The organism is Methylobacterium sp. 13MFTsu3.1M2, from assembly GCF_900112625.1.
Classification (GTDB): Bacteria; Pseudomonadota; Alphaproteobacteria; order Rhizobiales; family Beijerinckiaceae; genus Methylobacterium.
Window position 1 is genome coordinate 120979 of the sequence record NZ_FOMM01000013.1, and the last position, 14224, is coordinate 135202.

A 14224-nucleotide genomic window follows, 5' to 3' on the forward strand; every position below is an offset into this window, starting at 1 on the left:
CATCACGGATGAGCGATCGGATCCTGATCACCGGCGGCGGCGGCTTCATCGGCTCGCACCTCAGCGAGCGCCTGCTGGAGCAGGGCCACGAGGTGCTCTGCGTCGACAATTTCTTCACGGGCCGGAAGAGCAATATCGCCCACCTGTTCGACAATCCGCGCTTCGAGCTCATACGGCACGACGTCACGCACCCGCTCTTCGTCGAGGTGGATCGGATCTACAATCTCGCCTGCCCGGCATCCCCGATCCACTACCAGTTCGACCCGGTCCAGACGACCAAGACCAGCGTCATGGGGGCGATCAACATGCTGGGGCTGGCGAAACGGCTCCGCGTGCCGATCCTCCAGGCCTCGACCTCGGAGGTTTACGGGGATCCGCTCGTGCACCCGCAGCCCGAGGGCTACTGGGGGAACGTCAATCCCCTCGGCCCGCGCTCCTGCTACGACGAGGGCAAGCGCTGCGCCGAGACCCTGTTCTTCGACTATCACCGGCAGCACCGCGTCCCGATCAAGGTGGTGCGGATCTTCAACACCTACGGCCCGCGCATGCATCCCAGCGACGGGCGGGTCGTCTCCAACTTCGTCGTCCAGGCCCTGCGCGGCGCGCCGATCACGATCTTCGGCGAAGGGCATCAAACCCGCTCGTTCTGCTACGTCGACGACCTGGTCCTGGGGCTGCAGGCGATGATGGCCACGGACGCCAAGATCACCGGCCCTGTCAATCTGGGAAACTCGGACGAGTTCACCATCCGGCAGCTCGCCGAACTCGTCGTCGACTTGTCGGGCTCGCGCTCGAAGCTCGTGCACGCCCCGCTGCCGGTGGACGACCCGCGCCAGAGGCGGCCCGACATCGCCCTGGCCGCGCAACTCCTCGACTGGCGCCCGACCGTGCCGTTGCGGGACGGGCTCATGAGAACCATCGCGTATTTCGAGACGCTGCTGGCCTCGGAGCCGATCGGGCCGCGCTGATCCGGCGCGCGTGACGGCGAGATCGGCCGTCCCGCCGTGTCTCGGCGGGATCGGTCCTGACCGACCGCCGGCCGCTCCGGGCGAGCGGCCGTGCGCGCTCGAGGCGCCCGCGGCGGCCGACCCGGGCCGGGCCCCTATCGCGGTCCGGCAGCCTCTGCGGCGGGGCTGGCCTCCGCCGCGTAGGCGTTGATGATGCCCATCAGCAGGCCGGGAAAGCGCGCCTCCACCTCGGCCCAGCGGGAATGGTTGCGCACCTCGACGCCGTGACGCTCGCTGCGGATCAACCCGGCCTCGCGCAGGACCTTGAAGTGGTTGGACAACGAGGATTTCGGGATGACGCGGTCCCCGAGCGCCGACACGGCCGAGCAGGCCTCGACGCATCCCGCCCGCATGATCCTGGCGAAGATGGCCGCGCGGCTCGGGTCGGCGAGGGCGTGCAGGATGGCCTCGGGTCGCACGTCCTCGATGGCGGGGTGAAACAGCGGTCTCATCTTTCGTCCATATGGGGTCTTGAACGACACTCCGTTAGTTCCGAAGTTCCGAACTATGGGACTCAGGCCGCCATCCCGCGGCCGGCCCATGTCGGAGATAGGACACATGTCGAAGCTTGCGGGCAAGGTCGCCGTCGTGACCGGGGCATCGAAGGGCATCGGTGCGGGGATCGCCAAGGCGCTGGCGCGGGACGGCGCCGCCGTGGTGGTGAACTACGCGTCCAGCAGGGCAGGGGCCGACGCCGTCGTGGCCGCGATCACGTCCGCCGGCGGCCGGGCCGTCTCGGCCCAGGGCGACGTGTCCCGAGCGTCCGAGGCGCAGGATGTGATCGAGGCCGCGATCCGCGCGTTCGGGCGGCTCGACGTGCTGGTCAACAATTCCGGCGTCTACGAGTTCGCGGCGATCGAGGAGGTCACCGAGGAACACTATCGCCGCCAGTTCGACGTCAACGTGCTCGGCGTCCTGCTGGCGACGCGGGCGGCGGCGAAGCATCTCGGCGAGGGCGGGAGCATCGTGAACGTCTCCTCGGCGATCACGCACGTCCACACGCCGGCGGCGGCGGTCTACGCGGGGACCAAGGGGGCGGTGAACGCCATATCGGGGGTGCTCGCCAACGAGCTGGCCCCGCGCAAGATCCGCGTGAACGTCGTCAGCCCGGGCTACGTGGTCACCGAGGGCACGCACGCGGCCGGGATCTCCGGCTCGGAGATGGAGGCCGGGATGGTCGCGCAGACGCCCCTCGGCCGGGCCGGCGAGCCGGACGACATCGCCACCGTCGTGGCCTTCCTCTCCTCGGACGACGCGCGCTGGCTCACCGGCGAGAACATCACGGCCAGCGGCGGCATCCGCTGATCCACGGCGCTGCGCCTGCGCGCGTGTCGGTGCCCGACCGCGCGCCGGGGCAGCGTCGCGGAGACGATGACGCGACGACGATGACGCGACGACGATGGCGTCTTCGTCCACGGGGGCGGCTAGGGTGGAGCGCCGCGCCGTCCATGTCGGTCGCGGTGCCTGCCGCGGGCAGAAGGGGAGGGGAGGGATGATCCGATCGAGATGGGGCCTGGCCGTGCTCGCGGCGGCGCTCGTGACAGCGCTCGCGGCGGCATCGACCGCCAGAGCCGATCCCGCCAACCAGGTGCTGGGGACGTGGCGCATGGTGTCCGCGCGGCTCGATCCGGAGGGGCGCAACGCGCCGGCCTACGGCGCGCGCCCGAGCGGGCTGCTGGTGTTCACGCGCGACATGCACTTCGTCGAGGTGCTCACGGACGCCGACATTCCCCGGTTCGCCTCGAGCGCGCGCGGTCAGGGGACAGCGGAGGAGAACCGGGCGGCCATGGCCGGCAGCATCGGGTTCTTCGGCACCTACACGGTGGACGCCGACGGCGCGTTCAGCGGCAACCGCGTCGAGGGCTCGACCTTCCCGAACTGGGTCGGCGACGTGCGCACGACCGAGCAGCTTCGCCTGACCGTCGAAGGGGACCGGCTGAGCGAGAGCTTCCGGCGCCCGGACGGCACGCGGATCGCCATCACGTGGGAGCGCGTCCGCTGAGCCGAAGCCGTGCGCGCGACCCGGGGCTTCGGCCCGGGAGGGCCGCGCAGGAGGGCCGCGCAGGTGGGCCGCCCCGACCGGGGGCGGGGCGGCCATCGGCGGATCGACGCGACGGAGCCCGCGTCCGGCGGTCCGCCGCGGAGGTTCACGCGTTGGCGCCGCCGTCGACCGTGAGGGTGGTGCCGGTGATCTGGCGCGCGGCCGGGCTCGCCAGGAAGGCCACCGCGGCCGCGATATCGTCCGGCGTTCCGTAATGGCCGAGGGCGGTCATCGCCCGCTGCATGTCCGCCTGCGCCCCGTCGGACGGGTTCATGTCGGTGTCGGTCGATCCCGGCTGCACGAGGTTCACCGTGACGGCGCGCGGCCCGAGTTCGCGCGCCAGACCCCGCGTGAACGAGAGCAGGGCGGATTTCGACATGGAGTAGACCGTCACCCCGGGGAACGGGACCCGCTCCCCGAGACAGGAGCCGATGGAGATGATCCGGCCGCCCTCCTTCAGGTGCGGGATGGCCGCCTGCGACGCCAGCACGACGGAGCGGACGTTGACGTCTAGGATGGCGTCGATGTCGGCGAGGCTCATCTCCGTGACGGGGCCGCCGCGGGCGATGCCGGCGTTGTTGACGAGGATGTCAAGCCCGCCGAGGCTCTCGGCCGCCTCGTCGACCGAGCGCTTCACCGCCGCGGCGTCGGCGCTGTCGGCCTGGATGGCGCGCCCGCGGCGGCCCTTCGCCTCGATGGCGCGGACGATCTCGGCCGCCCGCTCGGCGGACCGCTCGTACGTGATGGCGACGTCCGCGCCCCGGTCCGCGAGCGCCAGGGCGATGGCCGCACCGATGCCGCGTGATGCGCCCGTCACCAGGGCGCGCTTGCCTGCCAGCTCACTCACGTCCGCCTCTTTCTGTAATGAACGACACAGAAATGGCTAGATGCGTTGCCGGCCCGGGTCAAGCGGTTTATATAACGATCGATGCAAAAATCCGCTTCGATCCAGGCAGGGGACCAGGCAGGGGATCAGGCAGGGGACCGGGCCGCGCCCGCCCGCGGTCGCGGCCGGCCCCGCGCCTTCGACCGGGAGGCGGCGCTCGATCAGGCGATGCAGCTGTTCTGGCGCCGCGGCTTCGCCGCGACATCCATCTCGGATCTCACCGCGGCCATGGGGATCGGGTCGCCGAGCCTCTACGCGGCGTTCGGCTCGAAGGAGGCGCTCTACGCCGAGGCGCTGCGCCACTACGGCGACCGGTACGGCGGGATGGTCTGGGCCAACTTCGACGCTGCCGCATCGGCGCGCGAGGCCGTCGAGGCGCTCCTGATGGATTCGGCCGCCGCGCTCACCGGCGCCTGCGGCCGCATCGAGCCGCTCGGCTGCATGGTGACGCTCTCGGCTGCCGGCAGCGAGGGACAGCCGGAGCTCGGCGCGTTGCTGCGCGCGGCCCGCGCCGAGGGACGCCGACGGGTCGCGGAGCGGCTCGCGCGCGCGGTCGCGGCGGGCGAGATCGGCGCCGCCGTCGACGTCGCCGCACTCACCCGCTTCGTGCTCACGGTGCAGAACGGCATGTCGCTCCAGGCCCGCGACGGCGCGACCCGGGAGGAGCTCGAGGCCGTCGCCCGGCTGACGATGGCGGGGTGGGACGCGCGGGTCGGGGGTGAGGGCGACCGTCCGCTCCGGTGACGGTTCGGCACGCGCGGCCCGCCGGCGGCCCGATCGTCTGGGGGAGGGCGTGCGGCGTCCTCAGGCGTCCGGCGGGAAGTCGGCGATGCCGTCTTCGATGAGAAGCTTCGAGCCGCTGAAAGATATTCGCATAACAAACATTATGGAATGCGGCGATGAACGCCGCATTATAGGCACTTATACTACGATCTGACCCCCGGAGTCATCGCGAAGTCATCGCGAAGTCATCGCGAAGGGCGGCTGCAGCCCGCGACCAGGGCGGCGAGACCGGTCCGGGCGCCGGCCAGAGGGATCCGCTGCGTGTCGCCAGAGAGCGTCACGCGAAGGGTCTTGCCGGACAGGATCCGCACCCAGTCTTGCGTCAACGTTGTCGTGGTCTGGAGCACGATCTGGTCGTCGAGTTCCAGCTGTTTCGCCCGCATCGGCAGCGAGAGCGTACCGCCCTCCGAGGCGAACTCGACCTCGGCCCGGGTGCCGTCCCGAGCGCGGTCTCTGTCGTCGTAGTAGTCGACACTCAGCTGTCCGCCCCGCGTGTCGCAGGTGAGCGCGAGGCTCTGCGCGCCGCTGTCCGGAATCTCGTAGGCAAGATGGACGCGACCGTCCCCTTCCCGCTTCTGCCAGCGCATCTCCTGCGCCATTGCAGGGACTCCAAGACAAGACCCTAGAATTGCCACGGTAAGAAAAGTGATCTCACGGCGCATGGCCTTCGATGTCCTCACGCTTCGTCCATGGAGATGCTGCATGATGGGTGGATTCTGTTCCGAGCGTGTATCCGGCCGGTGGCGCGTGCTCGATGATGCTGCGTGCCAGGACGGAAGGCCGTGGAAGCCCCCGGCGCTGTCGGGCGGCCTGTCGTCGCCCGACATGTGACCGTCTTCGTCGACGCCGGGTCGAGCGCCAGCCCTTGTCCGCATGGTCGAAGGCGTGTGCCTCGGGCGATCCGGGGGCCGCCGTCGATCGCGCGGAGCGCCAGAGCCGTCACGATCGCGTCCGGGAATGCGCCGAACCCGTCTTCATTCCTGTCACACGCGCCCTGCGGCCGTACGGCTGCGCGCCGGCGTTGCCTCACGGTGGCGCTCCCTCTGTCATGCGAACCGCAGCCAGCAGAACAGAGCCACGGTGCCCAAACCTGTCCGATGGCATCGTCGGAGCCGGTGGCCCTGTCCAGAGGACTAGCTCATCGCCGCGCCGTGACGTTCGCTGCAGCGCGGGGTACCATACGAGGGCGCTAGACATGGACAAGCCCCGTGCTCTTCCGGCGCAACACCGGCCGGACCCGGAGCCGACGGCACGGATGCTGCCGGCGCGCTGTGCGAGATGGATGAAGTCTTTGGGAAGCGTCCGGGACGCGTCGGCGGGATCTCGACAACGGTGCAGGACCGGCTCGACCGCCCGCCCCTCGATCCGTGCGAGGCACGGGGAGATGCGGGTCACAGCGCCCTCCCCTCTCCGCGGCCATCGGGCGTCTCCGGAGGGCGGCGTGCCCGCCGACCGAACGTTCCGGCGCTGACGAGGATCGAGCATGCCCCGTTTGGCGATCACCGGCACTGAGCAGCGATACAACACGGTCGCGGCCGTCGAAGACGGCGGGCGGTGGCGCATGATCCTGCCCTTTCCGCAGGACTCGATCCGGGCCGCCGCCCTGGTCGGCGCCGCGGGGCTGGTCTGCCTGTCCGATGACGGGGAACTCTGCCTGATCGACTGGCGGGCGGGCCGGGATCGCGTGCGGCGCCGCTTGCCGGGCGAGGGACCCTTCAATCACAAGCTGTTCGTCACCCGCGATGCCGACCGGATCGCGGTCTATCGGAGCCATGGTCCGAAGAACGACGAGCAGTACCTCGACGACATCGTCGTCCTGCGGGCGTCGGATCTCGAGATCCTGCAGCACGGGCGCGGACTCGTCTGGCATGCCGATGGCCCTGTCGGGTCCCTGTCGCCCGAGGAGGCCTATCCGCCGCGCCCGGACGGGCCGACCATCCTGACCATTCACGGCGACCTGTTCGAGGATCCCGGTGGGCGACTGGCCTTCATCGGCTTCCGGTGCGGGCCGGGCGGGTCGGCCTACGGGCTGTGTCGGCTCGAACGGGCCGGCGCGACGCTGGGCTACGACCCGCTGCCGGACGCGGTGAAGCCCTACTGGTTCAGCCCCAGCGGCCGCTACGCCGTTACGCCGCACTCCGATCCCGCGCGCGGGGGCCCACCGGAGGCAGCGGCCGATACGGGGGACGCCGGCCCTCCCCGCCTCGGACAGGCCGTCGAACTCTGGACGACCGGGCCCGTCGCCCGCGCGGCGACGCTCGTCGCGCGGCCCGGCTCCGAGCCTCCGCGCGCGATCACCGAGGTGGCCTGGGAGCCCGACGAGCGGGCGTTCTGGATCAAGTCGGGGTATTTCTGGGATCGGACCACGGACTTCCAGCGCATCGGCCTGGACGGCACGCGCTCGCCCGTCTTCTCCTTCGCGCGCTACGACGGCGCGAAGGCCGTCTCCGCCTTCGCCGACGTGGCGGATGCGGAGCGGGTCGAGATCCGCTTCTTCAGCGACTCCGTCTACATCCCGCGCGCTCGGTGCGCCGACGCGGCGCCCGCCCGGACGATCACCCCGGAGGAGGACGGCTATCGGCCCCGGCCGTCGGCAGGCCCGAGCGCGTCGGCGGTCCGGCGCTTCCTGGCGCGCTCGCAGCCGGTGGTCACCGTCGCGGCGTTCTCGGCCGCCGCCATCGCCGAAGCCCTGGACGCGCTCACCGGCCGGATCCGAGCGGATCTGGGGGGGCTCCTGCGGGGTGACGTGCTCGCGTTGACCTTCGAGGTCGGCGGGCGGGCGATGACGGAATCGGCCTTCTTCGCGCGCATCGCCCGCGAGCGCGTTGCCGTGGTTCCGGCGCTGCGCGCACTCCTCACGACTTATCTCGCGGTCCAGCCGGGGGTGGTGGAGGCCAGGAAGCTGTATCGCCAGCTCTGGGGGCCCGAGGACGATCAGGGTGCGCTGGCACCGGCCATGCAGGCGCTGCTCCACCTCGATCCGACGGCCCACGACGTCTTCCGCGACTACCTCGCCCAGCGCGACGGGGAGCACGAGGTCTACTCCACCGACGTGATGATGAGGACCTACATCGCCGAGGCGGGCTGGCGCGACCGGGCCATGATCCGGTTCGGCGTCTATTTCGCGCTGATCCGGTACAGGGATGGCCTGATCACCCTGAGTGGCGGATTCCTGGAGGAGTACGGCGTCCTCGATGCCGCCGAGGGCCTGCTGGAGCCCGCCGAATTCGCCGCGCTCATCCTCGAGGAACTCGACGGGTTCGCGGCGCGCCCGGATCTCGACTGTCGCCTCGGGAGGGACGACCTCTACCGCGAGCTCCGCGCGAGCCTCGCGACCACCGCTTACGGGCGAACGGTCCTGACGGCGCTCGCGGCCCGATCCGCCGCGTCGTCCCGCCTCGCGTGAACGACCCGCGCGCATCGCGCGGCGGTCCAGCACCCGCGGGGCTGCCGGCCGAACCGACCTGTCCCCACTGACGTCCGGGCCGACAATCGATACGGTGGCGGGCGATGTACAAGCTCCCGCCCGGCAGCCTCTACCGGCTCCGCACCCTCGCGCAGACCGGCGCCCGCTTCTATCAGGTCAGCGGCTACATGCGGCGCATGGAGGTTCTGGGACTGGTTCTCGCGACGGGTCGGACGGATCCGGACGCGAAGACCGTCGAGTACCGCATCACCGAAGCCGGCCGAGCCGAACTCGAGGAGCGTCACGGTCCGGCCTGGCCCGGCTCGGCCGAGGACGAGGCCTGACGCGCGGCGACGATGCGACCCGAGCGCGATGGCCGGTGTCGCAGCCGCCGCGCGGCGCGAGCGGTTCAGGGAGAGGCCGCCGGCAACGGGGCCGTGACCGGGGCCGTGCCGGCGGATCGTCGACGGCTATCGGCTGCTGCCACCGCTGCCGCCCTGCGGCGACGGGCGCTCCGGCTGGTTGGCGTTGCCCGCGGCTGAGGAGCTGTTGGAACGCGTGTCGGCGGCTTGCCCGGTCGGCGACCCCGTCACCGCGCCCGGCGCGCCGGTCGCGCCCGATTGAGGCGTGACGACGCCCGAGGAGGTCGGCGGCGCGCCCGGCGCGGTGGCCGGCGCCTGCGCGTAGGCTGTCCCGGCGAGGACGGCCGCGAGCGGCGCAGCGGCCGAGAGAGTACGCAAGAGAGTACGGTGTTTCATCGGGACCTCAATCATGGATTGAAGTCTTCAACGCCGGATGCGGGAAGAAGGTTCAGGGCGGACGAGAGCCGCCTTCGCGGATCTCGGTCCTGAAACGGCCCCGTCCGGCGATGAGCCGGACGGGGGCTCGCGGGTCGCCCCCGGATCAGGCGGCTCGGACGGTGGCCATGAAGCGCCCCACCTCGGCAGCGAGATGCTCGGATTGGCGCGACAGCTCGGAAGCCGCTCCCAGAACCTGGCTCGCCGCCGCGCCCGTCTCCTCGGCCGCGCCGGCCACGCCGGCGATGTTGCTGGTCACTTCGCCGGTGCCCATCGCGGCCTGGCTGACGTTGCGGACGATCTCCTGCGTCGCCGCGCCCTGCTGCTCCACGGCCGCGGCGATCGAGGTGGCCACGTGGCTGATCTCCTGGATCCGCACGGTGATCGACCCGATGGCCGATACGGCCTGACCGGTGGAGGCCTGAACCCGGGCGATCTGCCCGGTGATCTCCTCGGTGGCCTTGGCGGTCTGCTCGGCCAGAGCCTTCACCTCCGTCGCCACGACCGCGAAGCCGCGGCCGGCGGCACCCGCGCGGGCCGCCTCGATGGTGGCATTCAGGGCGAGCAGGTTGGTCTGTCCCGCGATGGTCGAGATCATGCCGACGACGTCGCCGATGCGCGCGACCGACGCGCTCAGTTCCTGCACCAGCGCGCCGGTCTGGTCGGCCTCGTTGACCGCCACCCGCGCCATGTCGGCGGAGCCGTCGACCTGCCGGCCGATCTCCTGAACCGAGGAGCCGAGTTCCTCGGCGGCGGCGGCGACCGTGTTGACGTTGCTGGCGGCCTCCTCGGCCGCGGCCGCCACGGTGGTCGACCGGCCAGCCGTCTCGGTGGCCGTCGCCGTCATCGTCTGCGCCGTGGCCTGGAGTTCGGTGGCCGAGGACGAGACCATGCCGATGATCCCGCCGACCGCGCGCTCGAAACCGTCGGCGAGCTCGACCATCGTCCGCTTGCGTTCGACGGCCGCCGCCGCGTCGGCAATGCGCCGGATCTCGGCCTGCTCGGCGGCCTTCTGGGCCACCATGGCCTTGATGCCCTCGACCGCCTTGCCGACGGCACCGATCTCGTCGCCGCGGGCGGCCTCCTTGATCTCGGCGTCGACCTCGCCCCTGGCCATCCGCTGCAGCACGCCGACGAGGCTGGCCAGCGGCCGGTTGATCCCGAACAGCACGATCCCGCCGAGAATCCCGAATGCGACGAGAAGGCCCGACGCGGCGATGACCGTGAGCGTCAGCTTGATCTGCTCGGCGACGGCGACGGCGTGGTCCCTGGAGGCTCTGAGCTCCCTGGCGTTCGTCTCGGTCCGCATCTGGACGCCTTCCAGCACTTTGGCCCGCGCGGGGCGGCCCTCGTCGACCGAGATCGTCCGCGCCCCTTCGGCATCGTTCTTCATGCCCAGGGCGATGGCGCGGTCGGCCGCCGCGAAATACGCGCCCATATCGACCTTGATGGCTGCGTTCGCCGAATGCCGAGCCGGGGTGTCCGCGAGGGTGATGAGGCGGTCGATCGCCTCGTAGGCGAGCGTCCGCTCGCGCTGGAAGTGCTGACGCTCGGCAGCCATCGTGGCCGCATCGGTCTGTATGATGATGTTCTTCTCGGAGATCGTCGCGTTGCTCATGGCCAGCGCCATCTGCAGCGCTGTGACGGCACGAACGGCGGCCACGTCGACGATCTGCTGGGTGTTCTTCTCGAGCTCGTCGATCGCCGACCGCGCGAAGAAGACGATGCCGACGGCGGTCGCGAGCAGTAGGGCGGCCGGTATCGCGATCTTGGTGCCCAATCGCAAATTGCGAAACCGACCCATGACATCCCCTCCAGTGTTCAGGATCGCAGAGAGCTCCGCAGCTTGCTCAATGCGGAAGGCGTTGAGCCAAGATGCGGGTGCGAAACTAAATGCAGGTTAATGATCGCGGTCTTCTTGCCAGGGATATCCAATAGTGATTTGAGGTTGCGCGCTCGGCGTCAGAGCGTGATCAATAAAAACCGCGATCGTCCGGGATTAAAGTTCCGCGGCGTGCTTCACAACCACTGGATGAACTTCCGTCGAGCGCGTGACCGCACGCACGGACACCTCCCGCGGCGGTGTTCCAACGTCGCGACCCTTGCGCAGCGACGCTGTCGGAGGGTGACCATCCGGACGAACCGGAGAAGCACTGCCGGCGGGCCGGGCGGCTGGCTCGGACCGTTGGCGGACCGTCTGCCCGGATGCGGAGGCGATGGGGCGCCACCCCGATCCGATCACACGGTTCCGATGGACGCTCCGACTCGCCGCGGCGGGTGATGCCGGGCCGCAGGTCCGCGCGATCGCGCGCCGTTCCCGACCTGCCGCGGAGCGGGAACGTCCCGTCCGCGCGTGGACCGTTCGCGAGGCACGCAGCCCACCCTCCTCCACGTAGCGGGGAGGCCCGGGCCGCGCCGCATCGGTCAGCGTCTGATAACCCTTTCTTATCAGACGTAGCGTCACGCTCAGGCGCGACCGAGGGAGAGAGCCATGACGCTGCCCGCCACGCTTGCCGCCCGCGCCCGCGCCTTCGCCGACGAGGCCCTCTCGGAGAATTCCCGTCGGGCCTACCGCGCCGACTGGCAGCACTACGCGCGCTGGTGCAGCGGCCACGATCTCGCGCCCCTCCCCGCGGGTCCAGATCAGGTGGCGAGCTACCTCACCTCCATGGCCGAGACCCACAAGCGCGCGACGATCGAGCGTCGGCTCGTCACGATCGGTCAGGCGCACAAGCTCCAGGGGTTGCCGTGGGTCCCGGCCCATCCGGCCGTCCGGGCGGCGCTGCGCGGGATGTTCCGGCGCTACGGCAGGCCGAAGAAGCAGGCCGCCGCGCTCGGCGTGCCCGAAACGCTCCGGATCGTCGCCGCCTGCGAAGGGACGGTGGCCGCGCTCCGGGACCGCGCCCTGTTCCTGTTGAGCTTCGCCGGCGCGTTCCGGCGCTCCGAGGTCGCGCGGATCCGCCGCGAAGATCTCGCGTTCCGGGACGGCGCCGTCGATGTCTTCCTGCCGCATTCGAAAGGTGATCAGGACGGCGAGGGCACGGTCGTGACCGTCCTGGCGGGCGGGAGCCCCGCGACCTGTCCGGTTGCCGCGCTCCGGCGCTGGCTGCAGGCGGCGCCAGCCGACGGCTACGTCTTCCGGGCCGTCCGAGCGGACGGCACCGTGATGGACGACGGGCTGCATCCGGACTCGGTGGGCCGCATCGTTCAGAAGCGCGCGGCGGAAGCCGGCCTCGTCGCCGGACCGCGCGAGCGCATCTCCGCCCACGGGTTCCGCGCGGGCTTCATCACCGAGGCGTACAGGCGCGGATCGCGCGACGAAGAGATCATGGCGCATTCCCGCCACCGGGATCTCAAGACGATGCGGGGCTACGTCCGCCGGGCCAAGCTCGCCGACGCGCATCCGGGCCGCAACCTCGGCCTCTAGCGCCGGGGCGGCGCTTCGGGCCTTCGGGAAGCCCGCGGTCGCCGCCGCGGCGGCCGTCGACCGTTTCACGGCAGGGAATGGTGAATTGCGACGACTCGCTGTTCCGGAGCGCGCCGCGTCCCTGCATCATGGTCGCGCCGTCGGGTTCGCGCGTCCGGGCCGCGGCCCGGTCAGACCGATCGCCGTCCCGCACGACGGTCGCGCCGTCCGACCCGGCGGTGACGATCCCGACGCATGCCGTCCCGCCAGGATGAGGCGCGCCATGACGCGACACACGCACGGAGACGAGATGACGGGGCGCGGACCGGCCCGCGCGACGCGGCGGCGTGTGCTCGCCGGCGGCGTGCTGGCGACGGGCGCGGCGGCGTCGGGCACCGTGCGGGCGGAGGTCCACCCCGCGCGGGCCGGAGAGGTCCGCCACGGCACGGTCCGGGCCGACGGCGTGGACGTCTTCTACCGGGAGGCCGGTCGCCCCGACGCCCCGGTCATCCTGCTGCTGCACGGCTTCGCCAACTCGTCCTTCTACTTCCGGCACCTCATGCCCAAGCTGGCCGATCGCTTCCGCCTGATCGCGCCGGACCTGCCCTCCTTCGGGTTCACGCACGTCCCGGAGGATCGCGCCTACGCCTACGACTTCGCGTCGCTGTCTCGCACGACGGAGGCGTTCGTCGGCGCGCTCGGCCTCGACCGCTACATCCTCTACACGTTCGATTACGGGGCGCCGGTCGGATGGGATCTGGCGCTCGCCCATCCCGACCGCGTCGCCGGCATCGTGTCCCAGAACGGCAACGCCTATCTCGACGGGCTCGGCGACGCGGCCTGGGCGCCGCTGCGGGCCTACTGGGCCGCGCCGAACGCGGCCGCCGTCGCGGCGATCCGCGCCCGCATGACCCTCGACGGCGTCAGGGCCGCCTACGTCCAGGGTGTGCCCGACCCGTCCCGCATCGAGCCCGAGGCCTACACGCTCGACGCGGCCATCCTGGCGCGGCCGGGCAATGCCGACCGGCAGGTCACGCTCAAGCTCGACTACAAGCGCAATCTCGAGCGCTACCCGCTGATCCAGGCCTTCTTCCGCGCCCGCCGCCCGAAGCTCCTCGCCGTCTGGGGGCGCAACGACGCGTTCTTCATCCCGCCCGGCGCCGAGGCGTTCCGGCGCGACATCCCGGAGGCGCGCGTCACCTTCCTCGACACCGGGCACTTCGCCCTGGAGACGGACGGCGACGCGATCGCGGAGGAGATCCGGCGCTTCTTCTGACCCTCTCCACCGGGCATGGCGCGGACCGGATCGGACCGCCGCATCCGACACTATCCCCGGCCTGATCGTGACCCTACGGTCGCGGACCTGGATCACGGAGATCGGGCGGGTCGCGCCCGTCGAAAGGGAGATCGCGGTGCCGCAACCCCAGTCCGCCTCGTCGGCCATGCTGTTCCACATGGTCTCCGGAGGGCCGCAGCCGGTCGCCCCCTTCAGCCACGCGGTCGAGGTCGACGGCTTCGTCTTCGTCACGGGTCAGATGCCCGACACGCCGGACAGGCCCGGCGTCCTGCCCGACGGGATCGAGGCGCAGACCCGCAACGTGATGGCCAATCTCGCGACGGTCCTGGCCGGCCTCGGCCTGGGCCTCGAGAACGTCGTCGTCGCGCGCGCGTTCCTGACCGAGTTCAAGCGCGACTACGCCGCCTTCAACGCCACCTACAGATCCTTCTTCCCGCCCGACCGGCTGCCGGCCCGCACCTGCGTGGGCACGACCGGGCTCGCCTACGACGCCCTGGTCGAGATCGACCTGATCGCCCACCGCGGCGGCGCGACGTCGCCGTCGTCGGACGCGCGATCGGGCTGAGCCGCGTCCTCCGCGCCCGGGCCGATCGGACGCGTC

Annotated in this window: 14 protein-coding genes; 9 read left to right on the forward strand and 5 right to left on the reverse strand. The window is 71.2% G+C overall.

All coding sequences use genetic code 11. The annotated features are described in order from the left end of the window. Nucleotides 1-8 precede the first annotated feature (8 nt). Nucleotides 9-968 (forward strand): UDP-glucuronic acid decarboxylase family protein, encoded by a 960-nt coding sequence (locus tag BM314_RS14355; RefSeq protein WP_091978549.1) that lies wholly within the window; start codon nt 9-11, stop codon nt 966-968. Nucleotides 969-1102: 134 nt separating this feature from the next. Here the strand turns inward: BM314_RS14355 and BM314_RS14360 are convergent, their stop codons facing one another. Then, complete coding sequence (locus tag BM314_RS14360; protein WP_091978550.1) at nt 1103-1459, reverse strand: ArsR/SmtB family transcription factor; 357 nt, start codon at nt 1457-1459, stop codon at nt 1103-1105. A gap of 106 nt (nt 1460-1565) precedes the next feature. On the opposite strand from BM314_RS14360, the gene BM314_RS14365 reads away from it, so the two are divergent. Continuing rightward, entirely contained in the window at nt 1566-2312 is a 747-nt protein-coding gene (locus BM314_RS14365; protein ID WP_091978551.1) for a glucose 1-dehydrogenase, read from the forward strand. Nucleotides 2313-2499: 187 nt separating this feature from the next. Beyond that, nucleotides 2500-3009 (forward strand): lipocalin-like domain-containing protein, encoded by a 510-nt coding sequence (locus tag BM314_RS14370; RefSeq protein WP_170868115.1) that lies wholly within the window; start codon nt 2500-2502, stop codon nt 3007-3009. Nucleotides 3010-3154: 145 nt separating this feature from the next. On the opposite strand, the gene BM314_RS14375 is transcribed toward BM314_RS14370, so the two are convergent. Continuing rightward, nucleotides 3155-3895 carry a 3-oxoacyl-ACP reductase family protein gene (locus BM314_RS14375; RefSeq protein ID WP_091978552.1) on the reverse strand — a complete coding sequence of 247 codons (741 nt, stop codon included), beginning with the start codon at nt 3893-3895 and terminating at the stop codon, nt 3155-3157. 207 nt (nt 3896-4102) lie between these two features. Between BM314_RS14375 and BM314_RS14380 the strand changes: the two genes are divergently transcribed. After that, on the forward strand, nt 4103-4678 hold the full coding sequence (locus tag BM314_RS14380; protein WP_091978553.1) for a TetR/AcrR family transcriptional regulator: 576 nt from the start codon (nt 4103-4105) through the stop codon (nt 4676-4678). Between the two features lie 224 nt (nt 4679-4902). Here the strand turns inward: BM314_RS14380 and BM314_RS14385 are convergent, their stop codons facing one another. Continuing rightward, a complete protein-coding gene (locus BM314_RS14385; RefSeq protein WP_091978554.1) occupies nt 4903-5316 on the reverse strand; it encodes a hypothetical protein in 414 nt (137 codons plus the stop codon). An 884-nt stretch (nt 5317-6200) separates the two neighbouring features. Here BM314_RS14385 and BM314_RS30615 point away from each other — a divergent pair. Beyond that, the gene (locus BM314_RS30615) at nt 6201-8123 is read left to right on the forward strand and encodes a hypothetical protein (protein WP_170868116.1); all 1923 of its coding nucleotides are present in this window, start codon (nt 6201-6203) and stop codon (nt 8121-8123) included. A gap of 104 nt (nt 8124-8227) precedes the next feature. Continuing rightward, entirely contained in the window at nt 8228-8467 is a 240-nt protein-coding gene (locus tag BM314_RS14395; protein WP_020094539.1) for a hypothetical protein, read from the forward strand. A 126-nt stretch (nt 8468-8593) separates the two neighbouring features. Here the strand turns inward: BM314_RS14395 and BM314_RS14400 are convergent, their stop codons facing one another. Beyond that, entirely contained in the window at nt 8594-8896 is a 303-nt protein-coding gene (locus tag BM314_RS14400) for a hypothetical protein (protein ID WP_234083300.1), read from the reverse strand. A 130-nt stretch (nt 8897-9026) separates the two neighbouring features. Then, complete coding sequence (locus BM314_RS14405; RefSeq protein ID WP_091978556.1) at nt 9027-10724, reverse strand: methyl-accepting chemotaxis protein; 1698 nt, start codon at nt 10722-10724, stop codon at nt 9027-9029. Nucleotides 10725-11411: 687 nt separating this feature from the next. On the opposite strand from BM314_RS14405, the gene BM314_RS14410 reads away from it, so the two are divergent. The 3 genes from BM314_RS14410 (at nt 11412) to BM314_RS14420 (ending at nt 14188) form a co-directional block, all read left to right on the forward strand. Continuing rightward, nucleotides 11412-12347 carry a site-specific integrase gene (locus BM314_RS14410; protein ID WP_091978557.1) on the forward strand — a complete coding sequence of 312 codons (936 nt, stop codon included), beginning with the start codon at nt 11412-11414 and terminating at the stop codon, nt 12345-12347. 262 nt (nt 12348-12609) lie between these two features. Further along, entirely contained in the window at nt 12610-13602 is a 993-nt protein-coding gene (locus tag BM314_RS14415; RefSeq protein WP_244539939.1) for an alpha/beta fold hydrolase, read from the forward strand. 166 nt (nt 13603-13768) lie between these two features. Beyond that, the gene (locus tag BM314_RS14420) at nt 13769-14188 is read left to right on the forward strand and encodes a RidA family protein (protein WP_026605155.1); all 420 of its coding nucleotides are present in this window, start codon (nt 13769-13771) and stop codon (nt 14186-14188) included. The last annotated feature ends 36 nt before the right edge of the window (nt 14189-14224 follow it).